The sequence below is a fragment of the Bradyrhizobium sp. USDA 4341 genome (assembly GCF_054063755.1).
In genome coordinates, this window is sequence record NZ_JBSSGO010000002.1 from 2,524,085 (window position 1) to 2,548,241 (window position 24,157).

Below are 24,157 nucleotides of genomic sequence, written 5' to 3' on the forward strand. Positions count from 1 at the left end.
GGAAACCCGGCCCCCCGGGATCATGCTGCAAGTCTCTTTACCCGCTGCTTACCATACCAACCGTGGCAACATTGGAGCAGCTTGGTTGGTAAAGTCTGAACGTCCTCAGACTATTTTTACCACGATCCGGCCGCGGACCTGGCCACCGAGGATTTTCGCACCATACCCCATGACTTCGTCCAAGGCGATTTCATGAGTGATATCAGCCAGTTTCGCCTTATCCAGATCGCTGGCAAGGCGGCGCCAGGCGGTCCTGCGGAGCTCGATCGGGCACATCACGGAATCGATGCCGAGAAGGCACACACCCCGCAAAATGAAGGGCGCGACCGACGACGGCAGGTCCATGCCGGCCGCCAGGCCGCAGGCCGCGATGGCACCGCCATACCTGGTCATCGAAAGCAGATTGGCGAGCGTGGTCGACCCGACGCTATCGACGCCGCCGGCCCAGCGCTCCTTCGCAAGCGCCTTGGGGGCACCCGACAGCTCGGCGCGGTCGATCACCTCGGTGGCACCGAGCCCCTTGAGATAGTCGGCCTCCGACATCCGGCCCGTCGAGGCGATGACGTGGTAACCGAGCTTCGAGAGCACGGCGATCGCGACCGAGCCGACGCCGCCGGCGGCGCCCGTCACCACCACCGGGCCGCTCTTCGGCGTGAGACCGTGCTTCTCCAGCGCCAGCACCGAGAGCATCGCGGTATAGCCGGCGGTGCCGACCGCCATTGCATCGCGGGCCGAAATCCCGTCCGGCAGCCGCACCAGCCAGTCGCCCTTGACGCGGGCCTTTTCGGCGTAGGCGCCGAGATGGGTCTCGCCCATGCCCCAGCCATTGCAGACGACCTTGTCGCCCGCCTTCCAGTCGGGATGGCTGGATTGTTCGACCGTACCGGCGAAATCGATGCCGGCGATCATCGGGAAGCGGCGCACCACCGGCGCCTTGCCGGTCAGCGCCAAGCCGTCCTTGTAGTTCAGCGTCGACCATTCGACGCGGACGGTGACGTCGCCGTCCATCAAGTCCGCGTCGTCGAATTGGGTCAGAGCGGCGGTGGTACCCTTGTCCGCCTTGTCGATCCTGATTGCCTTGAACGTTGCCACGATGAGCACTCCCCGTAATTCTGGTTTCGGGGAGTGTTTAACCCATCAGGCAGGCTGCGCAACCGGGCGCACGACCGGCTTTTCGACGATCGGCAGGTTGATCAGCGCCGACAGCACGCCGAACAGCACCGACAGCCACCAGATCGGCGTGTAGGAACCATACTGCTCGAACACGACGCCGCCGAGCCAGACCCCGAGGAAGCCGCCCACCTGATGGCTGACGAAGGCGAAGCCATAGAGGGTGGAGAACCAGCGGGTGCCGAACATCAGTGCGACCAGCGCCGAGGTCGGCGGCACGCTCGACAGCCACAGCAGCCCCGAGACCGCGCCGAAGGCAATGGCCGAGAACGGCGTCACCGGGAACGAGATGAAGGCGACGGTCGCCAGCGCGCGCGAAAAGTAGATCACCGAGAGCAGGTACCGCTTCGGAAAGAAGTTCTGCAGCCAGCCGACGCTGAGCGAGCCCACGATGTTGAACAGGCCGATCGCCGCAACCACCCAACCGCCGGTGGTCGCCGGAATGCCGCGGTCGGCCAGGTAGGCCGGCAGATGGATGGTGATGAAGGCAAGCTGAAAGCCGCAGGTGAAGAAACCGAGCACCAGCAGCACATAGGAGCGATGGCCGAAGGCTTCGGCAAGCGCGGTCTTGAACGACTGCTGGTCGGCGGCCGGCTCGTTGGCGGTCGCGGCGGGTGGCGTCGCAAGCGCGAGCGAGAGCGGCACGATCAGCAGCATCAGCGCGCTGAACACGACAAGCGCGGTCTGCCAACCGAAATTGTCGATCATCGCAACGCCAAACGGCGCGAACAGGAACTGGCCGAACGAACCGGCGGCGGTGCCGGCACCCAGCGCGATGCCGCGCTTCTCCGGCGGCAACAGCTTGCTGAACGCCGCCAGCACCAGATTGAACGACGAGCCCGACAGGCCGAAGCCGACCAGCACGCCGGCACTGATGTCGAGCGACAATGAAGTGGTCGAGTAACGCATCAGCAGCAGGCCGGCGGCGTACAGCAAGGCGCCGACGACCATCACGCGCAGCAGGCCGAAGCGGTCGGCAATGGCGCCTGCGATCGGCTGGCCGAGGCCCCACAACAGGTTCTGCAGCGCGATGGCAAGGCCGAACACGTCGCGGCCCCAGGCGAATTCGCGGCCCATCGGCTGCACGAAAAAGCCGAGGCTGGAGCGCGGGCCGAAACTCAGCAGCGCAATCGCACAGCCGCAGACGATGATGACGAGCGGCGTGCGCCAGGTGCCGGATGTCGGTCGGAGATCCCCGCTGGTAACGGCCATCTTGTCTTCCCCCGCAACTGCTGCGGGGGAACCGCCCCGCGAAACATTACGGGGAGTTAATGCATCTGCATGAAAACCCCAAGAGGTGGCGGAGAAAAATATTCGCTCGCAAGGCAGCTCTGCAGAATATGCGACGGTCATTCCGGGCCATGGCCCTGCGGACCATCCCGGAATGACGTCGCGAGGTCACGACGCGGCAACCCCGAATATCGCGGCGGCTCATGCCGAATAGCAGGGAACGTCGTCTTCTCCTTCCCCCTGAAAGGGGGAAGGTCGGGATGGGGGCCAGCCAGACGCATCGCTGCTCGTGGAGAGACCAGATCCCCACCCGCTTTGCTCTGACGAGCAAAGCGACCTCCCCTTTTCAAGGGGAGGTTGGGTTGGCACCTATCGCTTGGCGCTGGCCTGCTCGGCCGAGCTCTGGGCGGCTTCGGCGAGTTGCGCCGAGATCTTGGCGGTCTCGGCCGGGTTGCCCCAGCTCGGCGCGTCGCTGCCGTCGCCCCAGGCGCGCGGGCGATAGAAGGTGTGGACGCCGAACTTGTACGTCTTCTTCATTTCACTGACCCAGGACGGCCGCACCCAATAGGCGTGGTAGTGGGTCGAGCGATCGACTTCCGGCAGCCACAATTTGCCGTCGAGGATCGCCTTCGAGATCTTCTTCGCGCGGTCCCACATGTCGGGCTCGCGGACGACGTCGGGGATGTTGTCGCAGGCGAAGGTGAACTGACAGGCGTAGTGGCGGTTCTTGTTCTGGTAGACCACGCCGCACACCGTCTCCGGATATTTGCCGGAGAAGGCGCGGTTCAGCACCACCTGGGCGACTGCGATCTGGCCGCGCACCGCTTCACCGCGCGCTTCGAAATAGACGGCTTCCGCGAGGCACTTCTCCGACTTGGCGCGCGATTTCTCATCGAACAGGCCGAGCCGCTCCGCCGGCGTCTTGGTGTGCTGGTCGTCGGCGTTGACCTCGCCCTTCGGCGCGATGCTCTCGCCCATCTCGCCGGCCTTGACCGGGCCGTCGGCATCGACCGGCAGTGACGCCATCACCTTCAGGTCGGGATCGGGCTGCGCTGCCGGCACAACGACGACCGGCGCCTCGCCGGGCTGCCAGCGCTCGAGATTCTCGGGCGTGCCGAGCGACGAGCCGAAGAACAGGCTGGCGGTCTTGAATGCAAACGGGTCGCGCGCATGCGTTGCATCGACAGGGGGCGCAGCGGCAGGCTTGGCGGGCACAGGCTTCAGATCATCGAGCGGGCTGGCCTCGAGCGACATCGACACGTCGTATTGCTGCGGCGACGGCTTCACATATTGCGGCAGCGGCGGCGCACGCAGCGCCTCCTGCAATTCGGGATCGAGCGGCGCGTTGTCGGCCGGCGCGGTCGCGGTCTTCATGCCCTTGACCGACGAATTCGATGTCGCGGGATCCTCGTTCGCCGGAGCCGGGTTCGCGGGCTGTGCAGGATCGACCTGGTCAGGCCGTCCGACGACGAGACGATCGCCCTTCAGGGTGCGATCGACCTTGGGAAAATCCGATGCCTGGTAGCGCGGCGGCGTTGCTGTGATCGGATTGCGCGTCACCGCGCCGGTGATGTCGGCGCTCGGACTGTCCAGCCGTGCGAGCAGGATTTGCGGATCCTGCGGCGCCGATGTTCCGATCGGACGGCCGAAGCTGTAGGTCGCGACCTGGATGGAGCCGACCGCGGAGGCGAAGACGCGCTTCTGCCAGCGCTCGGCGACGCCGGGCTGCCGGGCCAAAAGCGAAGCAATATCCTGATATCCGAGCTCGGTCGGCATCAGTGCGAAGATGCCAAGACCGAGACCGAAGAGCGCAAGACGTGCGCCCTTCGGCTGGTTACGCGACACAAACATCGTACGCTCACGCAACGCTTACTGAGTGCAATCGAACGCGGTACATCCGCGCAATTCGACCTTTCTCGTTGCTAACTTGTTTAGGTTGCCGCGGAGTTAATCGGCGTTGCACGCGCGCTACACTCAAGCGATCGCGCATCCGATGCGCGTTGCATCACGCGCCTTGGTAAATGCGCGGCGCATGAAAGTCGTAAACATCAGGTCAACGAGGATGGTGAACAAAGTGTTGCGCGCGCCGCAGGATTCCGACGCGTAGGATGGGTGGAGCGCAGCGATACCCATCATCCCTCCACGCGGAGGCAATTGATGGGTATCGCTGCGCTCCACCCATCCTACGAACCCCGATAAGCAAAATGGCCGGGACTTGGTCCCGGCCATCGCACTCCTTGAACGACTTGATCGCTCACGCCTGGCTGGCGATCTCCTTGCCGAGCGCGGCCTGGGCTGCGGCGAGACGCGCGATCGGCACGCGATAGGGCGAGCACGAGACGTAATCGAGCCCGACCTCGTGGCAGAACGCGACCGACGCGGGATCGCCGCCATGCTCGCCGCAGATGCCGACCTTGAGGTTCGGCCGTGTCTTGCGGCCCCGCGTTACGCCGATCCTGACCAGCTCGCCGACGCCGTCGCGATCGACCGAGATGAACGGATCGATCTCGAGAATGCCCTTGGCGACATAGGTGCCGAGGAAGCTCGCGGCGTCGTCGCGGCTGATGCCGTAGGTGGTCTGCGTCAGGTCGTTGGTGCCGAAGGAGAAGAACTCCGCGGTCTCGGCCACCTGGCCCGCCATCAGGCAGGCGCGCGGCAGCTCGATCATGGTGCCGACCTGATAGGTCAGCTTGACGCCGGTCTCCTTCATCACCGCGTTGGCCATCGCATCGATACGCGCCTTGACCAGATCGAACTCGGCCTTGGTCGCGATCAGCGGCACCATCACCTCGAGTCCAACCGGCTTGCCGGTGCGCTTGCCGGCTTCGACGGCCGCCTCGAAGATCGCGCGCGCCTGCATCTCGGCGATCTCCGGATAGGCGATCGCGAGACGGCAGCCACGGAAGCCGAGCATCGGGTTGAACTCGGACAGTTCGCGGGCGCGGTCGGCGAGCTTGCGCGGATCGGTGTTCATGGCGCGCGCCACTTCCTCGATCTCGGCCTGGGTGTGCGGCAGGAACTCGTGCAGCGGCGGATCGAGCAGACGGATCGTGACGGGCAGGCCCTTCATGATCTCGAACAGCTCGACGAAGTCGGCGCGCTGCATCGGCAGCAGCTTCGACAGCGCGGCGCGGCGCGACTGCTCGTCCTCGGAGAGGATCATCTCGCGCACGGTGCGGATGCGGGTCTCCTCGAAGAACATGTGCTCGGTGCGGCAGAGGCCGATGCCTTCGGCGCCGAACTTCACCGCGGTGCGCGCGTCATCGGGCGTGTCGCCGTTGACGCGGACGCCGAGCTTGCGGACCTCGTCGGCCCAGCCCATCAGCGTGCCGAACTCGCCGGACAGTTCCGGCTCGATCATCGGCATGCGCCCGGCCAGCACCTGCCCGACCGAGCCGTCGATGGTGATGACGTCGCCGGTCTTGAAGGTGCGCGAGCCGATGCTCATGGTGCCGCGGCCGTAGTCGACACGGATGGTGCCGCAGCCGGAGACGCACGGCTTGCCCATGCCGCGCGCGACCACCGCAGCATGCGACGTCATGCCGCCGCGGGTGGTCAGGATGCCTTCCGCGGCGTGCATGCCGTGGATGTCTTCCGGGCTGGTCTCGATGCGGACCAAAATCACCTTACGTCCGTCGGCCTGCAGCTTGGCCGCTTCGTCCGACGAGAACACGATCTCGCCCGAGGCAGCGCCAGGCGACGCCGGCAGGCCGGTCGCGATCACGTCGCGCTTGGCGGCGGGATCGATGGTCGGGTGCAGCAGCTGGTCCAGCGAGGCCGGATCGATCCGCGTCACCGCGTCCTTGCGCGAGATCAGGCCTTCATTGGCAAGCTCGACCGCGATGCGCAGCGCCGCCTTGGCGGTGCGCTTGCCGCCGCGGGTCTGCAGCATCCACAGCTTGCCCTGCTCGATCGTGAACTCCATGTCCTGCATGTCGCGGTAGTGCTTTTCAAGCAGCGTGTAGATCCGCGTCAGCTCCTTGAACGCGGCCGGCATCGCGCCTTCCATCGACGGCTTGTCGGAGCCGGATTCCAGTCGCGCCTCTTCGGTGATGTCCTGCGGCGTGCGGATGCCGGCGACGACGTCCTCGCCCTGCGCGTTGATCAGGAACTCGCCGTACAGCTTGCTCTCGCCGGTCGAGGGGTTGCGGGTGAAGGCGACACCGGTCGCCGACGTCTCGCCCATGTTGCCGAACACCATCGCCTGCACGTTGACGGCGGTGCCCCAGGATTCCGGGATGTCATGCAGCTTGCGATAGGTTACCGCGCGCGCGTTCATCCAGGATGAGAACACGGCACCAATCGCGCCCCACAGCTGGTCGTGCGGATCCTGCGGGAAGTCGTGGCCGGTCTCCTTGGCGACCGCCTCCTTGTACTTGCCGACCAGCTCGACCCAGTCGTCGCCGGTGAGGTCGGTGTCGAGCGAATAGCCCTGGCCGTCCTTGAAGGTGTCGAGGATGTCCTCGAAGTGATGATGCTCGAAGCCTAGCACCACGTCCGAATACATCGTGATGAAGCGGCGATAGCTGTCATAGGCGAAGCGGCGGTCGCCGGAGAGCTCGGCGAGCGCTTCGACCGTGCGGTCGTTGAGGCCGAGATTGAGCACGGTGTCCATCATGCCCGGCATCGAGGCGCGCGCGCCCGAGCGGACCGAGACCAGCAGCGGGTTCTTGGCGTCGCCGAACGTCTTGCCGGTCAGCTTGCCGACATAGTCGAGCGCCTTCTCGACCTGTGCCTTCAACTCCTTCGGATAGGTCTTGTCGTGGTCGTAGAAATAGGTGCAGACCGAGGTCGGGAGGGTGAAGCCGGGAGGCACCGGAAGGCCGAGATTGGCCATTTCCGCGAGGTTGGCGCCCTTGCCGCCGAGCAGATTGCGCAAGGTCGCCTGGCCCTCGGCCTTGCCGTCGCCGAACGTATAGACCCACTTGCCGGCCTTGATCGCTGGCGGAGCCGCCTTTTTCGCAGCGGTGACGGCCTTTACCGGCGCCTTGCTGGCCGGCTTTGCAGTCGATTTGGCGGCGGGCTTCGGGGCGCTCTTCTTCAGCGCCTTGCGCGCCGGCGCGGCCTTCCGGGCCGGTGCCGAGGACTTTGATTTCGCTGCGGTTTTCTCGGCAGTTTTCTTGGACTTCGCGACGGCTTTGGCCATGTCAGACAACAATCCGAAAAGAGGGGTAGAAGATGCGCGCCTTACACCATTTTGGGGGGTTCCGCGCAAGCCGCGAAACCCCGCTTTCCCGCTACAGGTGCAGCCAGCGCAGCAGGCCCATCCCGACGAGCCCGACGAAGATCAGGTAGATCGCGACGATGTAGTTGAGCAGCCGCGGCATGATCAGGATCAGGATGCCTGCAATCAGAGCGACAATGTGCGGCAAATGCCCAGCGGTGATGACCATTGAAGAGTTCTCCGGCGGTTTTGGGAGGAGCGAATCGAGCGGCAGTTTATCCGCTGCGGGGGTTTCCACATCAAGACGTCCGTCACGGCCCGAGAGTTCCCGCAACTCACGAAAATTGCCTCAAAATGCCGCGTATGTGGCAGCGGTTTTTCCGGAACATCACCACACCAGATGCATTGGCTCGCCGTGCGCATCGGCGAAGGTCGGCGCGCGCGTCAAAAGAATGGAGCGAGCCATGCGAAACAGAATACTTGCCGTTGCAGCGGTTGCTGCTGCGATCACGGTGCCGGCTGTTGCCGCACAGGCCCAGACCGTCGGCGTTGTCCGCGGTGGCCCGCCGGTTGCAGTCGAGGATGATGAGGGCATCGCGATCGAGCAGCGCCCGGCGTTCCGCGAATACATCGTGCGCGAGCGCGTGCCGAACTACACCGTTCCGGATCGCGTCGTTGTCGGCACCGTGCTGCCGGATGCCGGCGTCACCTATTACGACGTGCCGCAACGGTTCGGCGCGACGCCCTATCGCTACACCGTCGTGAATGGCGAGACCGTTCTGGTCGAGCCGCGTTCGCGGCGGATCGTTCAGGTCGTCGAATAGCTCAGCTTAGCACGATCGCCTGAACGAACAGTCCGGGCGCCGCGCAAGCGGATGTGCGCGCAGATCGACCGGACCAGAAAGCCCCGCCCGGCCTCCCCTCCGGGCGGGGCTCTTCGCTTTTGTCGCTGGAAATGTCGCGCGGCTTAAGATTTGAGAATCGAGAGCAGCGTCGAGGTCGACTTGTAGCTCTTGATCGCCGCGTCCTGGAAATCCTGCGTCCAGTTGGCCGCCTGGCGTTCCTCAGCGCTCATTGAGGAATATTGCTTGAGGATGCCGAGGCTGAACTGGCGCGGATCGCCGGCGGACTGGCTCTGCTTCAGCGCATCGAGCACGGCAAGGCGCGTCCGCGTGTTGAGTTCCTGCTTGGCCGCGAAGATCTCCTCGCCTGAAAACTTCTTGTCCTGGTTCAGCGAGATCGCCGACAGCGAGCGGTTGTCGAGCGAGGACAGGTCGGCGAGCTGCCCGGTCTTGCGGCGGGAATCGTACACCAGTTCCTTGCCGCCCTTCGCCGCCTCGCTCTTCTGCCGATCGAGGAAGGCGCGCACGTCGCTCGCCACGCCGCTGAAGTCGCGCGTGTTACCCGTCGTGGGAGATGTGGTTCCCGCCAGCGCGGCCGCGATCGGGTCGCCTGAAATTCCCGCCGGCGCCTTGTTCGGATCCTGCTGCGTCGCCTGATAGCCCTTCAGCACCGCGGCACGCTGGCTGGCCCAGGTCGCGGTTGCCTTTTCCTCTTCGCTGGCACCGTCGAGATAGTCGAGCGCCGACTTGTAGCTGACGCTGTAGTCGCCGGTCAGGCGGGTGGTCGCAAGCGATGGCGCCAAGGCCTTGTCGAAGCGCTGCTTCAGTTCGGTGGTGGCGACCGCCTGCTCGTCCGGCGTGAAATTGCCGCCATTGTTGGTCGAGATCGCAAACAGCGAGCGGCGATCCAGTGTCGAGAGATCGATCGTGGTCTTGCCGTCGACGATCGGCTTCTTCACCCCCGCGACCGTGTAGAGCTGGTCGAGCGTGACGCGCGCGTCATTGGTGACGGTCGCAAAATCCGGCAGCGGCGCCTTGGCAAGCTGCGTGCGGGCGGCGTCCGACAGCGTGAGGTTGGTTGCAGCGCTCGATGTTGCGGACGCCGACAGGTCGCCGGCGGTGCCGTCGCCTGACAAGGTCGCCGCCAGCGAGGGCGTCGCGGCGGCCCGTGCGTAGGCCGAACCGTATTGAGCGTAGGGATTGGGCGTGGTGCCGATCGAAGTCATCGGGGAGGTCCCTGCATTGGCGCGAGGGGCGATTTCTTAAGAAATCGTTGACTCGCCAGGACCCTCGCAGGGCATGGTTAATAAATTGCAAATTGTTTCGAAATATTTCTGGCGCGACGCATCTCGCGGCGGTGGTCACTTACCTGTCGACGACCCAGGCGTGGCGGCGCTGGGTAAAGACCGACTGCGACGGCGCGGGAAAATCGGGGTCCGCGAAGGCGCCGACCGCAACGCCGATCAGATCCGGCGCGCGGCGCGGCTCCCAATAGACCGACGATCCGCAATTCGGGCAGAAATGAAAGACCACCGGAGATCCGCTGCCGCCGATGCGGCTGTATTCGCGCGCCTCGCCCTGCGGCTCGACGTCGGCGCGCGGAAAGAACGCAGCGACGCCGTAGGTGCTGCCGGTCCGCTTCTGGCACTCCAGGCAATGACACAGAGATATCGTGAGAGGCTCGCCCTGACAGGTGACGCGGAGCTGTCCGCAGGCGCATGTCGCCAGCCTTGCCATCATCGTCTGCCTTTGCTGGCGACCAGCCGGTGAATGACCTTGCCGGACGAGGCGCTGACGACTTCCGCATCGAGCAGCAATTCGGCCGCCGCCAACTCAGCTCGCACCAGCGCCGTATCGAAGGCTGCATAGAGCCGGCCATGCGCATCGCGCGCATCGTCACCTGCGGTGACGCGCCAGCTCAGATAGAAGATGCCGCCGGGCTTCACGAGTTCGAACATGCGGCGCACCGACGGCGCGATCAGCGCGGGATCGAGATGCATGATCACGGTCTCGCACAGCAGATTGTCGAAACTATTGGCGGCGATGCCGGATAGCTCGGGCAATTCGGCGCGCACAAAGCGCAGCGCCGGGTAGCGGGCGCGGGCTTCCGTGAGCAGGCCCTCGGAGGCATCAAAGCCTTCGGCCGGAAAGCCATTGGCATTGAGCCACGCCACCTCGCGGCCGCTGCCGCAGCCGATATCGGCGGTCACGCCACCCTTGATGAAGAATTGCCCGACGATCTCCTGCAGATCGACCGGTGCCGGCTGCTCGTGCCAGTCCTGCGCAAACGCCGCCGCCTCCTTGTCGTAAGCGGCGAGCGTTGCGCGGTCCATCGGTCAGCCCTCGATCCTGGAGAAATCCGCCACCGCGCGCGTTGCGGCGCGGATCTCGTTGAGCAGCTTCAGGCGGTTTTCGCGCACCTTGGGGTCATCGTCGTTGACCTTGACCTTGTCGAAGAACGCGTCGACCGCCGGACGCAGCTTGGCCATCGCGCTCATCGCAGCGGCGAAGTCTTCCTTGGCGACGGCGGCGGAGGCCTCGGCCTTCACCTGGTCGATCGCCGCAGCCAGCGTCTTCTCTTCGTCGAGCTTGTAGAGCGCGGCGTCGGGCGCGCCGTCAAACGTACGCTTGTCCTTCTTCTCCTCAATGCTGAGGATGTTGCTGGCGCGTTTTGTGCCCGCGAGCAGGTTCTTGCCGTCGTCGCTGTCGAGGAATTTGCCGAGCGCCTCGACGCGGCGGACGACGAGCAGAAGATCGTCCTGGCCGCCGAGCGAGAACACGGCGTCGACCAGGTCGTGCCGCGCCCCCTGGTCGCGGAGCTGGACCTTCAGACGGTCGGCGAAGAAGGCGAGCAGATCGTTCACTATGCCGTTCAGATAGCCGCATATGAACGAATCGAACTCAGCAGTACCGCGATTCTCAAAATTGGTCTTTTGACGCGTCGAGCTTTGCGCAACCAGCCGATTGTTCAACAACACATCGAATCGACGGATGAATTCGCCATCTTTTAGTTCATCGGTATGGGAGAACTGAACCAAGCGAGTAAAGAAAACATGGAACAATTGATTGAGTTGGATGCGCTGGGCGTTATCCACAATCAATCTAATGACGCCCAACGCTGCGCGGCGCAGCGCGTACGGGTCTTTCGAACCCGTCGGCTTCTCATCGATCGCCCAGAACCCGACCAGCGTGTCGAGCTTGTCCGCCAGCGCCACCGCGACGCTGACCGGATCGGTCGGCACGCGATCGGTCGGCCCCTGCGGCTTCCAGTGCTCCTCGCTCGCGGCAGCGACCGACGCATCCTCGCCCTGCGCCAGCGCGTAGTATTTGCCCATCAGGCCCTGCAACTCAGGGAATTCGCCGACCACTTCGGTCAACAAATCCGCCTTCGCCAGGCGAGCGGCGCGCTTGGTCTTCTCGACATCGGCGCCGATCAGCGGCGCGATCTCAGCGGCGAGCCGTTCGATCCGCTTGATCCGCTCCGCCTGGGTCCCGAGCTTCTCGTGGAACACGATCTGCTCGAACTTCGGCAGCCGGTCTTCCAGCTTGGTCTTGAGGTCGGTCTCGTAGAAGAACTTTGCGTCGGACAGCCGTGGGCGGATCACGCGCTCATTGCCGGCGACGATGGTCTTGCCGCCGTCGGGCGCCTCGATGTTGGCGGTCAGCACGAACTTGTTGGTCAATTTTCCCGTCTTGGGGTCTTTGACCACGAAGCACTTCTGGTTGTTCCGGATGGTGGCGCGGATCACTTCATCCGGGATCGACAAGAATTCCTTCTCGAACGATCCCATCATCACGACCGGCCATTCGACGAGACCGGAGACCTCGTCGAGCAGCACCTGGTCCTCGATCAATTCGAGGCCCTGCGCGAAGGCCAGTTCCTTGGCGTCCTCGAGGATGATGTCCTTGCGGGCCTGCGGATCGAGGATGACCTTGGCCGCTTTCAGCTTGGCCTCGTAATCCTCGAAGCGGCGCACCGGGATCGCACCCGGCGCCATGAAGCGATGGCCGTAGGTGGTCTGCCCGGCCTCGATGCCGTCGACCGAGAATTTCACGATGTCGGGCTCCTCGGTCTCCAGACCGAAGGTCGCGGTGATGGCATGCAGCGGGCGCACCCAGGTGAGCGAGCCTGACTTGGCCGAGCGCGCGCCCCAGCGCATCGATTTCGGCCAGGGGAAGGTGCGGATGATCACCGGGATCATTTCCGCGATCACGTCGATCGCGGCGCGGCCGGGCTTTTCGATCAGCGCGATGTAGAAATCGCCCTTCTTCGGATCGGTCTGGATCTTGGCCTCGCTGATCGAGGTGAGACCAGTGGCCTTCAGGAAGCCCTTGATCGCTGGCTCGGGTCCGCCGACGCGCGGGCCGCGGCGCTCGTCCTTCAGGTCGGGCTGGCGCGCGGGAATGCCGTGCACGGTGAGGGCAAGGCGGCGCGGGGTCGCGAACGCCTTGGCGCCTTCATAGACGAGGCCTTCGGCGACGAGCTTGTCGGTCACCATGCGGCGCAAATCGTCCGCCGCCTTCGCCTGCATGCGCGCGGGAACTTCTTCGGAGAACAATTCGAGGAGAAGATCGGGCATCAGACCGCCCTGCCCGTTTCAGTGTGGATCCAGGCCTCGCCGCAGGCCTTCGCCAGATCGCGCACCCGGGCGATATAGCTCTGCCGCTCCGTCACCGAGATGACGCCGCGGGCGTCGAGCAGGTTGAACACATGGCTCGCCTTGATGCACTGGTCGTAGGCCGGCAAGGCCATCAGATGTTCCTTGATGTTGCTGTCCTCGCGCCAGCCGGCGGCGAGATATTTGCGGCAGGCCTCTTCCGCCATCCTGAACTGCTCGAACAGCATCGCGGTGTCGGCGTACTCGAAATTGTGCCGCGAATATTCCTGCTCGGCCTGCAGGAAGACGTCGCCATAGGTGACCTTCTCGGCGCCCTCGCGGCCGTTGAAGTTGAGGTCGTAGACCCGGTCGACGCCCTGCACATACATCGCGAGCCGCTCGAGTCCATAGGTGAGCTCGCCCGCGACCGGCGCGCATTCGACGCCGGCGACCTGCTGGAAGTAGGTGAACTGCGAGACTTCCATGCCGTCGCACCAGCATTCCCAACCGAGACCCCAGGCGCCCAGCGTCGGGCTCTCCCAGTCGTCCTCGACGAAGCGGATGTCGTGGACGGCGGCGTCGATGCCGATCGCGGCCAGCGACTTCAGGTACAATTCCTGAAGGTTCGGCGGCGACGGCTTCATGATCACCTGGAACTGGTAGTAGTGCTGCAGACGGTTGGGGTTTTCGCCGTAGCGGCCGTCCTTGGGCCGCCGCGAGGGCTGCACATAGGCCGCGTTCCAGGGCTTTGGCCCCAGCGCGCGCAGCGTGGTCGCGGGATGGAAGGTGCCGGCGCCCATTTCCATGTCGTAGGGCTGCAGGATGACGCAACCCTGCTCGGCCCAGAATCGCTGGAGAGCCAGGATGAAGCCCTGGAACGAACGTTCCGGGCGCATGTGGTCAGGCAGGGCGTCCATCGTCAGTACAGGTCTCGCGAGGGGGTTTTGAAGCGCGCGGGACCGTATCGGCGGCAGCCAATGGAATCAAGGCGATGCCGGAAATCCGGCACCGCCAATTTGCGGGACTTAAAGCCTGCTAGCCCGGACGATAGGCCCCGGTGACGGGGTCGCGGCGCAGGGTCTTGATTTCGCTCGCACGCGTGGTCTCGGCCACGCGGGACAATCGCGCCTCTTCCAGTTCCTGGTTGATCCGAACGGCCGTCTTGTAAGCCCAGCGGACCACGGCCAGGCCACCCAGGACGCCTGCGAATGCAATCAGCGGCGGCATCGGTCGATCCTTGTCGTTCACGTCTGTCAGGCCCCCAATGGAAGGTATTCTCGCGCAAGGCGGCCTGCGCCGCAATCGCACTTTTGGGGCTAAATGGCGCGCTCAAATCCCCGTGTTCACAGCCCGAATCTGGCCCAAATCGCCCTGGTTTCGACCGCCGAGATCAGGTCGTCCGGCAAGCTTGCGAGCCCGTCCAGTGCCGCCATCGACCCCGCCCCCGGTGCCCGCCGGCCGAGCAGGCCGGACAGCATGCCGCTTGCGGGCGCGATCACCGGGGTCAGCACCTTCTCGCCATAGCGGGCCCGCAGCGTCGCGCGCAGGTCGCCGATGCCATCGGCGAGCCCGAGCCCGATCGCGGTCTCGCCCGCCCAGTATTCGCCGGTGAACAACTCGTCGTCGGGCCGCTTCAGGCGGCTGCCTCGGCTCTGTTTCACCAGCGCGATGAAGATCGCATGGATCTCGCGTTGGATCGACTTCAACCGGGCGACGTCATCGGGGTTCTCGGGAAGGAACGGATCGAGCATCGCCTTGTGGCTACCCGCCGTATAGAGCCGCCGCTCGACCCCGATCTTCTTGATCAATCCTTCGAAGCCGAAGCTGCCGCCGACCACGCCGATCGAACCCAGAATCGAGGACGGGTCGCAATAGATCTCATCACCGGCGCAGGCGATCATGTAGCCGCCCGAGGCCGCGACGTCCTCGACGAACACCAGCACCGGCAGCTTCTTCTCGGCGGCCAGTTGCCGGATGCGCAGATAGATCTGCCGGGACTGCACCGGCGAGCCGCCCGGCGAATTGATCACCAGCGCCACCGCCTTGGCATTCCGAGTGCCAAAGGCGCGCTCCAGCATCTTGGCGACGCCGGCGAGCGTCATGCCGGGCCGCAGCGGCGTCACCGCGCCGATCACGCCCGACAGCCGCACCACCGGCACGACAGCCATGCCGCGCCTGAATCGCGCCGGGAGCATTCCCTGCGCGCGATCGAGCCATCCCGAACGTCCTCCAGAATGCCCTTGGCGATCACTAATTTGTTCACTCATGCCGTTACCTCGAATTAACCACTTTTTATCACGCCAGTGTCATTGGATTTCGTGGAACGCGTTTTGCATTTTGTCATTGGGGTTGCAACGCGCGGGCGGAGAGGGAGCCATGAAGATCTACCTGCTGATTTTGCTGATCGGTACACTTCTGACCGCGATCCACTTCACATCCAGGCCTGAACGCCAGTCGGAAACGGCCCCGCAGTGATTTAGTGCCAGTACGACGCGGGCAGAATCCCTGCCCGTTAGCGCCGCGCCAGCGGCAATTCCCCTTTCCCAGCCAAGATCTCCTGCACCCATTTATTGGGCACACCTGACTCTTCATTGAGCAGCAGCGCGGCATGCAGCCGCGTCGGCGCTCGGCCGCCCTTGGTGGCCCGCACCAGGATTCGGATCGCCGGCGAGGCCGCCTCGCCATGAACCGGCAGGATCTCGAGGCTGCCAAAGCCGCGGTCGAGCGCGGCCAGCACCTCGGCAATTCCGTCGGCCCGCCAGATCATCGCAAGCTGCCCATTCGACTTGAGGATCCGCCGCGCCACGTGAACCCAGCTAGCCACCGTGGTCGCGGTCGCGACATGGGCGCGCTGCCGCACGCCGTCCGGCGAGGCGCGGTGCCTTGAGGGATCGTTGAACGGCGGGTTCATCAGCACGACGTCGGCGCTGTCGGGCGAGAGGCCAAAATCATCGAAAGCGGAGGCACCGGCCTCGACATCGAGCACGATCACTTCGGCCATGATCGCGTTGGCGCTGGCGTTATTCCGGGCAAGCTCGGCCAATGCCGGGTCGATTTCGACCAGAACCAGGTCGATCCCCCTCACCCGCCGTGCCACCGCGAGCCCGGCGGCGCCGACGCCGGAGCCGAGATCGACGACCCGGTCGCCTGATCGGGCCGGCGTCGCCGCGGCCAGCAGGATCGCGTCATGGCCGGCGCGATGGCCGCTGCGCGGCTGCCGCAGCCGCAATTGCCCACCGAGGAATCCGTCTTCGGTGATCTCAGCGGCCGGAGACTGGTTTTTTGACGCGTTTTCTTCACGCGAACCCGGGCCAATTTCGCTTGAAAACGCTCTACTCATCGGCCCGCAATTCGTGGCCCAGGCCGGCATCGGTCAGGAGCTGGCGGGCCTCGTGGTTGTCGTCCTCGTGCACCAGGATCCGCCGCGGCAGCACGCCGAGCGAGCCCTCGATGATGCTCATGTTCTGGTCCAGCACCAGATGATGGATGTTAGCGCTGTCGAGCAGCGCGCCGACGGCGGAGACCAGCACCACGTCATTGGTCCGTACCAATTCCCGCAAAATCCACTCTCCTCTCCGCCCGGCTGTGCGGCCAATGCGTCACATGTCAACAACTTCGTGGCCTTGCCGCTGCACCGCGCAGTTTCTATTGTTATAGCTGAGGATAGTGCGAATTCGGCAAAATTGGAGACCAGCGTGGCGGTTATTGTACCCTTCGAAAGCCCGTCCAATGCTTCGATCGACGGGCTGGTGGGACTGGTCGCCGCTGACATGGAGCGCGTCAACGCGACCATCCTTTCGCGGACCGGCTCCGAAGTCACCATGATCCCCGAGGTCGCCAATCATCTGATCTCCTCCGGCGGCAAGCGGCTGCGCCCGATGCTGACCCTGGCGATGGCCCAGCTCGCCGACTACACAGGCGACGGCCACATAAAGCTCGCCGCGGCGGTCGAGTTCATGCACACCGCGACCCTGCTGCACGACGACGTCGTCGACGAGAGCGAGCTGCGCCGCGGCAAATTGTCCGCGCGGATGCTGTGGGGCAACGAGGCCAGCGTGCTGGTCGGCGACTTCCTGCTCGGCCAGGCGTTCCGGATGATGGTCGAGGTCGGCTCGCTGCGCGCGCTCGACATTCTCTCCGCGGCCGCCGCCACCATCGCCGAGGGCGAGGTGATGCAGCTCGCCGCCGCCAAGAACACCGCGACGACCGAGGACGAGTATCTCGCCGTGATCCGCGGCAAGACCGCGGAGCTGTTCGCCGCGGCCTGCGAGGTCGGTCCCGTGATCGCCAACCGCCCGAAGGCCGAGCAGACCGCCTGCCGCTCGGTCGGCATGAATCTCGGCATCGCGTTCCAGCTCGTCGACGACGTGCTCGACTATGGCGGCAAATCCGCAAAACTCGGCAAGAATGTCGGCGACGATTTCCGCGAGGGCAAGATCACGCTGCCGGTGGTGCTCGCCTTCCGCCGCGGCAACGACACCGAGCGCCAGTTCTGGGTCCGCGCACTGGAGCGCGGCGAGATCGGAGCGGCCGATCTCGATCACGCGATCGGGCTGATGACCAAGCACCGCGCGCTGGAGGACACCATCAGCCGCGCCCAGCACTACGGCGCAATGGCGGTCGACGCGCTGGCGCTGTTCCCGTCCTCGCCGATGAAGACGGCGCTGGAACAGGTCGTCGCGTTCTGCCTCGCAAGATCGCATTGAGTAGGCCTTGCAATCGCCGCGCATCATAGACGGCGTCGTCCCTGCGAAAGCAGGGACCCATACGCCGCGGCGAGAGTTGTGAACGGCAGTCGCCGTTCCGAAGTGTTCAAACAATAGCCACTCGTGGTTATGGGTCCCTGCTTTCGCAGGGACGACGGCGAGTTTGTTGCGCTGTCCGTCGCAAAATGACGTCGTCTCGGCGCAAGCGGGGACCCATTACCACAGGGTTGAGTTGTTGAAGAAGGTTGTGGCCCCGGCGTCGCGCAACAATTGCCATTTGGGGTAATGGGTCCTGGCTTGCGCCAGGACGACGCTGAGGATGGTTCTCGATTCAACCTGTCAAACAGCATGCGCGGTGTCATCACCCGCGCATGCGGGTGATCCAGTATTCCAGAGACGTCCGTGGGTGAACCGAGGGGCCGCGGCGTACTGGATCGCCCGGTCGCATTGAGCTCGCCACGCCCACAGTGTCGTCCCGGCGCAGGCCGGGACCCATAACCACAGGGGTCGAGTAGTCGAAGAAGGCTGTGGCCACGGCGTCGCTCAACGATGAGCATTGGTGGCTATGGGTCCCGGCCTTCGCCGGGACGACGGCGAGTTCGTGGCGCCGCCTGTGAATCACACACATCGGTAGCGCTCGAAGTCCGGCGCATCCGCGACCCTCAGCTACAGGTCCTGCACGCAGTCGAGCACGGCGTTGAACACGGCTCTGGGAACACGCACCCGCTCATCGCGATCAAGCGCCTTGAGTTCATCGACGTGAGCATCGGGCTCACGACTGACGCTTGCCAGCCGGTCGAAGAAGGCGAAGTCCAGTTCGTTGTCCTGCATGCGCATGGCGCCCCAAACGTCCCACGGCAGCATCTCGCGATTGTTCAGCGCGCCGATGTCGCGAACAAGATTGCCCGCAATGAACCAAAGTCCGTGCATGTCGAGGATGCCGAAGGCGCCGGGATCGCGGCTCCCCTCGCGGCAGAGCGACCAGGCATCGCCGGCGACCAGGAACTGATCTCGCGGTACATCCGCCGCGTCGAACCCGATCCCGAACAGCTCGCGCTGGCGATCGTCGATCTGGGAATCGAACAAGACCCAACGTTTCCTGTCTTCGTGCCAGTACTCCGTCACCCAATGGTCGAGATATTTTCCTGCTTCGAAATAGGCGCCGAACCCGCAACGGGCACGTGCCGGAATGCCCTGGGTGCGCAACATCGCCACGTGAAGCAGCGTGAAGTGCCTGCAGACGCCGACCTGCCGTTCGTTGACCGCACGCGCCACCGCAAGCGGCCGCGCATCGCGCGTGACGATTTCATCCAGCATCGTCTCGACGGCGCGGACCTGCGATTGCGCTTGCCGGTCACGGCCGAGCGTAACCCCATAGGCCGGGGCGATGTGCTGATGGATCAGAAGACCCTGCACGGTCGCCGCAAGCGCGCCGGCGCCCCGCGGCAGGCCCTCGAATAGCGCGGCGTGACGCCCCGGATCGCTCAAAGCAACCGGTCTTTCGTATCTGTCGACGTTCATCTGAAAGGTCTCCCGCAAGTCTCGCCTCCCGCGCAACCACCACACCGGCCGCTACTCCTCGACCGGCACCCAGATCTCGAGCCCGCCATTACCGCTGTTCTTGTCGAACTTGTCGTCGTATCGCTCGAAGTTCGGCGCGTCCGCGACCTTCATGCCGGATTGCGGCAGCCAGCGATTCCAGATCGTGTTGACGGTGCGGCGGATGGTCGAGATGTGGTCGGCGTGGGTGAACACCACATATCTCTGCGCCGGGATCCGGACGCGCGCGAACTCGCGCGCCAGGTCGGAGAAATCGGTGACCTCGACACCTGCGATGTAGTCGAAATTGCCGGCATCGTCGCCGTTGCAGCAGACACCATAGGCAACGTCACCGACCTGGCGGGGAATATGCGCGCCTTGCTGATGGAAGCCATGCCACTGGTTCGGGATGCCGGCCGTGCTGCCGTTGGCGTGGTTGTAGCGCTCGCCGATGCCGGCGACGAGAAAGGCCTTGCCGGTCGCGACGCGCGGCGGATCGAGATGATCGAGAGCGGTCGAGATCATGGTGATCGGCTCCTGGAGCTTGAGCTTGGTCAGACACGTCGTCGCGCGCACCGTCTCCGGCGTGACGCCGAAATGGTCGCGAAACGCGCGGGTGAATGCCTCGTGGGAGCCGTAATCCGCATCCAGCGCGAGCGTGAGAATGTCGGGCGCACCGGCCGCGAGCTCGCGCGCGGCCTCGCTCAGTCGGCGCGCCCGCACGTAGCGCATCACTGAAAACCCGGTCGCCTCCGCGAACGCCCGCACCAGATGGAAGCGCGAGACCCCGGCAACGACCGCGATATCATCGAGCGTCAGCGACGTGCGCAGGTGGCTTTCGATGTACCAGAGCGCCTTCTGGGCTGGATTCATGGACGACGGCCTTCCTGCAAAGCTCGGGCACCATGCATGGCTGCCGCGCGCGGCATTTGACAGTCCTTGCTGCGCGGCGGCGAAACTATGGTTCCGCTCTGCGAAATTTTAGCGCAAAGCCGTCGCTGGCAACACCGCTGCAATCGTGCATACTCGCAGTTGCATCGATCCGACGGCTCACCAAGCTGCCCGAAAATCAAGACTGCACGAGCCGCGGCCAGCATGTCAGGGAGGACAATGATGCACCACCACCGCCTGAGCTATGTCAACTGCGTCAAGTCTGCGGCGCTTGCGGGGCTTTTGACGATCGCCGTCGCCAGCGCAGCCAATGCCCAGAAGAAATACGATCCGGGTGCGACCGACGCCGAGATCAAGGTCGGCAACATCATGCCCTATTCGGGTCCGGCATCCGCCTACGCCACGATCGGCAAGACGGAAGCGGCCTATTTCAACAAGGTCAACAGCGAGGGCGGCATCAACGGCCGCAAGATCAACTTCGTCTCCTACGACGACGGCTACAGCCCGCCGAAGATGGTCGAGCAGGCCCGCAAGCTGGTCGAGAGCGACGAGGTGCTGTTGATCTTCAATCCGCTGGGCACGCCGGGCAACACCGCGATCCAGAAATACATGAACGCCAAGAAGGTGCCGCAGCTGTTCGTCTCCACCGGCGCCGCCAAGTGGAACGATCCGAAGAATTTCCCGTGGACCATGGGCTGGCAGCCGAGCTACCAGGTCGAGGCGCGCATCTATGCCAAATACATTCTGCAGAAATATCCCGGCAAGACCATCGGCGTGCTCTACCAGAATGACGATTTCGGCAAGGATTATCTGATCGGCCTGCATGACGGGCTCGGCGATGCGGCCAAGAAGCTGATCGTCGTCGAATCCTCCTACGAGACCACGTCGCCGACGGTGGACTCGCAGATCGTGCAGATCAAGGGCGCCAACCCCGACATCTTCGTCAACATCGCAACGCCGAAATTCGCGGCGCAGGCGATCAAGAAGGCTGCTGAGCTGGATTGGCATCCGGTCCAGTTCCTGACCAACGTCTCGGTCTCGATCGGCGGCGTGATGAAGCCGGCCGGCTATGAGGCGAGCCAGGACATCCTGTCGACCCAGTATCTGAAGGATCCCGCGGATCACGAATGGAAGAACGATCCAGCCATGAACGAGTGGCGCGCCTTCATGACCAAGTGGTATCCCGAGGGCGACCAGAACGACGCCTCGACCGTGTTCGGCTACGGCGTCGCCAAGGGGCTCGAGCAGGTGTTGCGGCAATGCGGCGACGACCTCACCCGCGAGAACCTGATGAAGCAGGCGGCGAGCCTCAACTTCGAGATCGGCATCTACCTGCCCGGCACCAAGATCAAGACCGGACCGGACGACTATGCACCGATCGAGCAGTTGCAGATGATGCGCTTCAAGGGCGAGAGCTGGGAGCGGTTCGGCCCCGTCATGAGCGGCGAGAAGAACTCGTAGCAGCCTTCTCCACAGCTTCGGAGTTCGCGGTGCCCGGCGCCACGCCGGGCATCCACGTCTTCGACACGATTCACGAGCAAGACTTGTCACGAGCCATACTTGCCACAAACAAGACTTGCCACAAGCAAGAGCTGCGATGGCTGGAACCCAGGCGAGCCGAAGCAACATCGTCCAGGCTGCCGCGTCCGGCCCTCACGAGCTCCAGGGACATCCAGCGACATCCTGCGATCGGAAGGACAACAACAATGAAAATCACCGACGTCCGCGCCCACCATATCCGCATTCCCTATGACGCCGGCCCTGCGAGCTTCCGCCAGGGCGCGTCCGCGATCTCGGCGCTCGACATGGTGCTGATCGAGGTTTCGACCGATGCAGGCCTGACCGGCTGGGGCGATGCCTTCGCCTATGTCTGCCCGAAGACGAGTTGCGCAGCGGTGGCCGAGATGATCGCGCCGCAGGCCCGCGGCCTCGAGGTGCCGGACGCAGCCCAAATTCCCGCCGCGATGGAGCAGATCCAGCGCAATCTGCATCTGTTCGGCCGCTACGGCATCACGATGTTTGCGATCTCGGCGCTCGATATCGCGCTGTGGGATCTCGCCGGCAAGGTGAAGGGCGTGCCGCTGCATCAACTGATCGGCGGCGCGAAGCGCAGCACGATTCCGGCCTATGCGAGCCTGATGCGGATCGGCAATCCGACGCACATCGCCGCCGAATGCAAGAAGGCGATCAAGCTCGGTTACGCCGCGATCAAGCTGCACGAGACCACCGTGCCGGCCGTTGCTGCGGCGCGCGAAGCGATCGGCCCCGGCGTGCCGCTGATGGTCGACATGAATTGCCCGCTGGATGGACCGGCGGCGATCCAGTTCGCCCGCGACTGCAAGCAGGCCGCGCCGATGTTCCTGGAGGAGCCGGTCTGGCCGCCGGAGGATTTTGCAACGCTGGCGGAAGTGCGGAGAGAAGGTCGGCTCGACATCGCCGCCGGCGAGAATGCCTGCACCGTGCATCAATTCCGCCAGATGATGACGGCCGGCGCGGTCAGTCACGCGCAGCCGTCGGTGATCAAGGTCGGCGGCGTCACCGAATTCCTGCGCGTGGCCGTGCTCGCCGACGAGTTCGGCGTCCAGGTGATTCCGCACTCGCCCTATTTCGGGCCGGGCTTCCTTGCCACGCTGCATCTGATGGCGATCCGCGACGAAGGCCTGATCGAAGTGTTCTTCATGAAGCGCCCCGCCTGCCTGTGGGGCGACCGCATCGACGTCGATGCCCGTGGCCATGTCGCCGTGCCGCAGGGCCCCGGGCTCGGCTACGAGCCGGATCGCGATGTGATGGAGACGTATCGGGTGGCGTGAGCTGCACGCTGCGAGCCACGACAATGGTGTGCCCCCTCTCCCGCTTGCGGGGGAGGGCTGGGGTGGGGGCTCTCTCCGCGAGTCACATCGTGGAGAGAGCCCCCACCCGTATCGCATCTGACGATGCGATACGGCCTCCCCCGCAAGCGGGAGAGGCGAAGCGAGACTGCCGACGGACTTCGCGCTACTTCGTGCCGTCCTTCGCCACAGGCGTCGCATCCTTCGCCGGCGGCGCGTCGGCTTTCTTCTTCAGGTCCTCGGTCAACTTGACCTGTGCCGCCTGCACATCGGTGACGAGCTTCTGCAAGCCCGCGATTGTGCTCTTCAGGCTCTCGACCTGCCGGTTGGCGGCGTCGAGCTTCTGCTGATGATCCGACGTGAGCTTGCCGATCGTCTTCTGCAGGAAATCGACGTTGCTCTGCAGGCAGCTCGTGCGCCGCTCCATCGTCTTCTCGACGGTGCAGATCTCGATGCCGGGAACGTCCTGCGCATGCGCGGTTCCGACGACGCCGAGTGCAAGCGGCACGAGCAAGGCAGCAACGAAACGCGCGATCATCGACATCCCCAATCACATGCGTCATTCACAGTTTTGTGCTCGCGACGCTGAAAGCCAGGCACACATACCACACTGAAACCGCATTCGAGCGGTGTGCTTGCCCCATTACCGGGACTACTCGTGGGGACGGGGGCCTTCGGAACTAGTTTGGTTCGACCCCTTTTGGCTCGACCTTGGGCAGTGGAGACAGATCGTATGGCTACGCGCGAAAAACGGCTGGCGCAATTCGACGGCAATGGCGAACCTTCGCCGGAACAACGCGTGGAAGTGCTTTGTGAGGATCACAGCGGAACGTATCAGCTGCCCTTCGCCTGCCGATTCATCGACGGCCAGTGGCGTAATGACACAACCGGCGGCGCGCTGGAGGTCAACGTCATCGCTTGGCGCATGCCACGCGTGAAGCAGGCGCGGGCATGGCCTGAGAGGCGCATTTGGCGCGCGCTGTTTCAAAACGCGACGCGCACGCGAGGCGTTTTAAGATTTGGAACGCGGATGGAACGAACCGCGTCCGAATCACTGATCGAGCAACGTACTCCGTTGTTCACGGCTAGATGTGGTCATCAGCCCGAGGCGGCGCACCACATACAGAAGCATGACGATCGGCCGCAGCCAGCGGCCGACGACAAAGGTTAACTCCTCCGCGGACGACAT

Annotated in this window: 22 protein-coding genes and 1 pseudogene; 5 read left to right on the forward strand and 18 right to left on the reverse strand. The window is 64.4% G+C overall.

Annotated features, from left to right (window positions below; all coding sequences use genetic code 11):
* Window positions 1–105 precede the first annotated feature (105 nt).
* From acuI to ACVIGB_RS18060, 6 genes are all read right to left on the reverse strand, one after another.
* A complete protein-coding gene (gene acuI / locus ACVIGB_RS18035) occupies window positions 106–1,092 on the reverse strand; it encodes an acrylyl-CoA reductase (NADPH) (protein WP_456721616.1) in 987 nt (328 codons plus the stop codon).
* Between the two features lie 45 nt (window positions 1,093–1,137).
* Window positions 1,138–2,382, reverse strand: a complete 1,245-nt coding sequence (locus tag ACVIGB_RS18040; protein ID WP_456721615.1) for an MFS transporter — start codon at window positions 2,380–2,382, stop codon at window positions 1,138–1,140.
* Between the two features lie 387 nt (window positions 2,383–2,769).
* Entirely contained in the window at window positions 2,770–4,251 is a 1,482-nt protein-coding gene (locus ACVIGB_RS18045) for a cell wall hydrolase (protein WP_456721614.1), read from the reverse strand.
* A gap of 123 nt (window positions 4,252–4,374) precedes the next feature.
* On the reverse strand, window positions 4,375–4,533 hold the full coding sequence (locus tag ACVIGB_RS18050; RefSeq protein WP_456721613.1) for a hypothetical protein: 159 nt from the start codon (window positions 4,531–4,533) through the stop codon (window positions 4,375–4,377).
* A 121-nt stretch (window positions 4,534–4,654) separates the two neighbouring features.
* Window positions 4,655–7,546 carry a pyruvate, phosphate dikinase gene (ppdK, locus tag ACVIGB_RS18055; protein WP_456721612.1) on the reverse strand — a complete coding sequence of 964 codons (2,892 nt, stop codon included), beginning with the start codon at window positions 7,544–7,546 and terminating at the stop codon, window positions 4,655–4,657.
* Window positions 7,547–7,637: 91 nt separating this feature from the next.
* Window positions 7,638–7,793: a DUF3096 domain-containing protein gene (locus ACVIGB_RS18060; RefSeq protein ID WP_084518327.1), complete on the reverse strand. Its 156-nt coding sequence runs from the start codon at window positions 7,791–7,793 to the stop codon at window positions 7,638–7,640.
* A 235-nt stretch (window positions 7,794–8,028) separates the two neighbouring features.
* On the opposite strand from ACVIGB_RS18060, the gene ACVIGB_RS18065 reads away from it, so the two are divergent.
* Entirely contained in the window at window positions 8,029–8,388 is a 360-nt protein-coding gene (locus ACVIGB_RS18065) for a DUF1236 domain-containing protein (RefSeq protein WP_097675302.1), read from the forward strand.
* A 143-nt stretch (window positions 8,389–8,531) separates the two neighbouring features.
* Here the strand turns inward: ACVIGB_RS18065 and ACVIGB_RS18070 are convergent, their stop codons facing one another.
* The 9 genes from ACVIGB_RS18070 to ACVIGB_RS18110 all read right to left on the reverse strand — a co-directional run bounded on the left by ACVIGB_RS18070 (window position 8,532) and on the right by ACVIGB_RS18110 (window position 16,564).
* Entirely contained in the window at window positions 8,532–9,632 is a 1,101-nt protein-coding gene (locus ACVIGB_RS18070; protein WP_456721611.1) for a hypothetical protein, read from the reverse strand.
* A gap of 139 nt (window positions 9,633–9,771) precedes the next feature.
* Window positions 9,772–10,146 carry a GFA family protein gene (locus tag ACVIGB_RS18075; RefSeq protein WP_456721610.1) on the reverse strand — a complete coding sequence of 125 codons (375 nt, stop codon included), beginning with the start codon at window positions 10,144–10,146 and terminating at the stop codon, window positions 9,772–9,774.
* Entirely contained in the window at window positions 10,143–10,739 is a 597-nt protein-coding gene (locus tag ACVIGB_RS18080; protein WP_456721609.1) for a class I SAM-dependent methyltransferase, read from the reverse strand. Before ACVIGB_RS18080 ends, ACVIGB_RS18075 begins: the two co-directional genes overlap by 4 nt.
* Window positions 10,740–10,742: 3 nt before the next feature.
* Window positions 10,743–12,986, reverse strand: coding sequence for a glycine--tRNA ligase subunit beta (gene glyS, locus ACVIGB_RS18085; RefSeq protein WP_456721608.1), 2,244 nt, complete (start codon window positions 12,984–12,986; stop codon window positions 10,743–10,745).
* Entirely contained in the window at window positions 12,986–13,921 is a 936-nt protein-coding gene (locus ACVIGB_RS18090; RefSeq protein WP_456721607.1) for a glycine--tRNA ligase subunit alpha, read from the reverse strand. The genes glyS and ACVIGB_RS18090 overlap by 1 nt, the downstream gene beginning before the upstream one ends.
* Before the next feature lie 118 nt (window positions 13,922–14,039).
* Window positions 14,040–14,231 (reverse strand): hypothetical protein, encoded by a 192-nt coding sequence (locus ACVIGB_RS18095; protein ID WP_050403245.1) that lies wholly within the window; start codon window positions 14,229–14,231, stop codon window positions 14,040–14,042.
* 116 nt (window positions 14,232–14,347) lie between these two features.
* Window positions 14,348–15,271, reverse strand: coding sequence for a S49 family peptidase (locus tag ACVIGB_RS18100; RefSeq protein ID WP_092116070.1), 924 nt, complete (start codon window positions 15,269–15,271; stop codon window positions 14,348–14,350).
* Between the two features lie 245 nt (window positions 15,272–15,516).
* Window positions 15,517–16,320, reverse strand: a complete 804-nt coding sequence (locus ACVIGB_RS18105) for a tRNA1(Val) (adenine(37)-N6)-methyltransferase (protein ID WP_456725146.1) — start codon at window positions 16,318–16,320, stop codon at window positions 15,517–15,519.
* Between the two features lie 16 nt (window positions 16,321–16,336).
* Window positions 16,337–16,564 carry a putative signal transducing protein gene (locus ACVIGB_RS18110; RefSeq protein ID WP_173638095.1) on the reverse strand — a complete coding sequence of 76 codons (228 nt, stop codon included), beginning with the start codon at window positions 16,562–16,564 and terminating at the stop codon, window positions 16,337–16,339.
* A gap of 135 nt (window positions 16,565–16,699) precedes the next feature.
* Between ACVIGB_RS18110 and ACVIGB_RS18115 the strand changes: the two genes are divergently transcribed.
* Window positions 16,700–17,710, forward strand: a complete 1,011-nt coding sequence (locus ACVIGB_RS18115; RefSeq protein WP_092125951.1) for a polyprenyl synthetase family protein — start codon at window positions 16,700–16,702, stop codon at window positions 17,708–17,710.
* Window positions 17,711–18,376: 666 nt separating this feature from the next.
* Here the strand turns inward: ACVIGB_RS18115 and ACVIGB_RS18120 are convergent.
* Both ACVIGB_RS18120 and ACVIGB_RS18125 read right to left on the reverse strand, forming a co-directional pair.
* A complete protein-coding gene (locus ACVIGB_RS18120) occupies window positions 18,377–19,231 on the reverse strand; it encodes a transglutaminase-like domain-containing protein (RefSeq protein WP_456721606.1) in 855 nt (284 codons plus the stop codon).
* A gap of 51 nt (window positions 19,232–19,282) precedes the next feature.
* Window positions 19,283–20,122 (reverse strand): AraC family transcriptional regulator, encoded by an 840-nt coding sequence (locus ACVIGB_RS18125; RefSeq protein ID WP_456721605.1) that lies wholly within the window; start codon window positions 20,120–20,122, stop codon window positions 19,283–19,285.
* A gap of 237 nt (window positions 20,123–20,359) precedes the next feature.
* Here ACVIGB_RS18125 and ACVIGB_RS18130 point away from each other — a divergent pair, with 237 nt between their 5' ends.
* Window positions 20,360–21,601 carry an ABC transporter substrate-binding protein gene (locus ACVIGB_RS18130; RefSeq protein WP_456721604.1) on the forward strand — a complete coding sequence of 414 codons (1,242 nt, stop codon included), beginning with the start codon at window positions 20,360–20,362 and terminating at the stop codon, window positions 21,599–21,601.
* A gap of 245 nt (window positions 21,602–21,846) precedes the next feature.
* The gene (locus ACVIGB_RS18135) at window positions 21,847–22,950 is read left to right on the forward strand and encodes a mandelate racemase/muconate lactonizing enzyme family protein (protein ID WP_456721603.1); all 1,104 of its coding nucleotides are present in this window, start codon (window positions 21,847–21,849) and stop codon (window positions 22,948–22,950) included.
* Between the two features lie 184 nt (window positions 22,951–23,134).
* On the opposite strand, the gene ACVIGB_RS18140 is transcribed toward ACVIGB_RS18135, so the two are convergent.
* On the reverse strand, window positions 23,135–23,506 hold the full coding sequence (locus tag ACVIGB_RS18140; RefSeq protein WP_456721602.1) for a hypothetical protein: 372 nt from the start codon (window positions 23,504–23,506) through the stop codon (window positions 23,135–23,137).
* Between the two features lie 195 nt (window positions 23,507–23,701).
* Here ACVIGB_RS18140 and ACVIGB_RS18145 point away from each other — a divergent pair.
* Window positions 23,702–23,914 (forward strand): annotated as a pseudogene (locus tag ACVIGB_RS18145) (hypothetical protein); the annotation flags it as partial.
* Between the last annotated feature and the right edge of the window lie 243 nt (window positions 23,915–24,157).

Bases quoted from the DNA above. Each gene is read 5' to 3' on its own strand.
- ACVIGB_RS18040 (WP_456721615.1), bottom strand. From the start codon at position 2,382: ATGGCCGTTACCAGCGGGGATCTCCGACCGACATCCGGCACCTGGCGC.
- ACVIGB_RS18045 (WP_456721614.1), bottom strand. From the start codon at position 4,251: ATGTTTGTGTCGCGTAACCAGCCGAAGGGCGCACGTCTTGCGCTCTTC.
- ACVIGB_RS18050 (WP_456721613.1), bottom strand. From the start codon at position 4,533: ATGGGTATCGCTGCGCTCCACCCATCCTACGCGTCGGAATCCTGCGGC.
- ppdK (WP_456721612.1), bottom strand. From the start codon at position 7,546: ATGGCCAAAGCCGTCGCGAAGTCCAAGAAAACTGCCGAGAAAACCGCA.
- ACVIGB_RS18060 (WP_084518327.1), bottom strand. From the start codon at position 7,793: ATGGTCATCACCGCTGGGCATTTGCCGCACATTGTCGCTCTGATTGCA.
- ACVIGB_RS18065 (WP_097675302.1), top strand. From the start codon at position 8,029: ATGCGAAACAGAATACTTGCCGTTGCAGCGGTTGCTGCTGCGATCACG.
- ACVIGB_RS18070 (WP_456721611.1), bottom strand. From the start codon at position 9,632: ATGACTTCGATCGGCACCACGCCCAATCCCTACGCTCAATACGGTTCG.
- ACVIGB_RS18075 (WP_456721610.1), bottom strand. From the start codon at position 10,146: ATGATGGCAAGGCTGGCGACATGCGCCTGCGGACAGCTCCGCGTCACC.
- ACVIGB_RS18080 (WP_456721609.1), bottom strand. From the start codon at position 10,739: ATGGACCGCGCAACGCTCGCCGCTTACGACAAGGAGGCGGCGGCGTTT.
- glyS (WP_456721608.1), bottom strand. From the start codon at position 12,986: ATGCCCGATCTTCTCCTCGAATTGTTCTCCGAAGAAGTTCCCGCGCGC.
- ACVIGB_RS18090 (WP_456721607.1), bottom strand. From the start codon at position 13,921: ATGGACGCCCTGCCTGACCACATGCGCCCGGAACGTTCGTTCCAGGGC.
- ACVIGB_RS18095 (WP_050403245.1), bottom strand. From the start codon at position 14,231: ATGCCGCCGCTGATTGCATTCGCAGGCGTCCTGGGTGGCCTGGCCGTG.
- ACVIGB_RS18100 (WP_092116070.1), bottom strand. From the start codon at position 15,271: ATGAGTGAACAAATTAGTGATCGCCAAGGGCATTCTGGAGGACGTTCG.
- ACVIGB_RS18120 (WP_456721606.1), bottom strand. From the start codon at position 19,231: ATGAACGTCGACAGATACGAAAGACCGGTTGCTTTGAGCGATCCGGGG.
- ACVIGB_RS18125 (WP_456721605.1), bottom strand. From the start codon at position 20,122: ATGAATCCAGCCCAGAAGGCGCTCTGGTACATCGAAAGCCACCTGCGC.
- ACVIGB_RS18130 (WP_456721604.1), top strand. From the start codon at position 20,360: ATGATGCACCACCACCGCCTGAGCTATGTCAACTGCGTCAAGTCTGCG.
- ACVIGB_RS18135 (WP_456721603.1), top strand. From the start codon at position 21,847: ATGAAAATCACCGACGTCCGCGCCCACCATATCCGCATTCCCTATGAC.
- ACVIGB_RS18140 (WP_456721602.1), bottom strand. From the start codon at position 23,506: ATGATCGCGCGTTTCGTTGCTGCCTTGCTCGTGCCGCTTGCACTCGGC.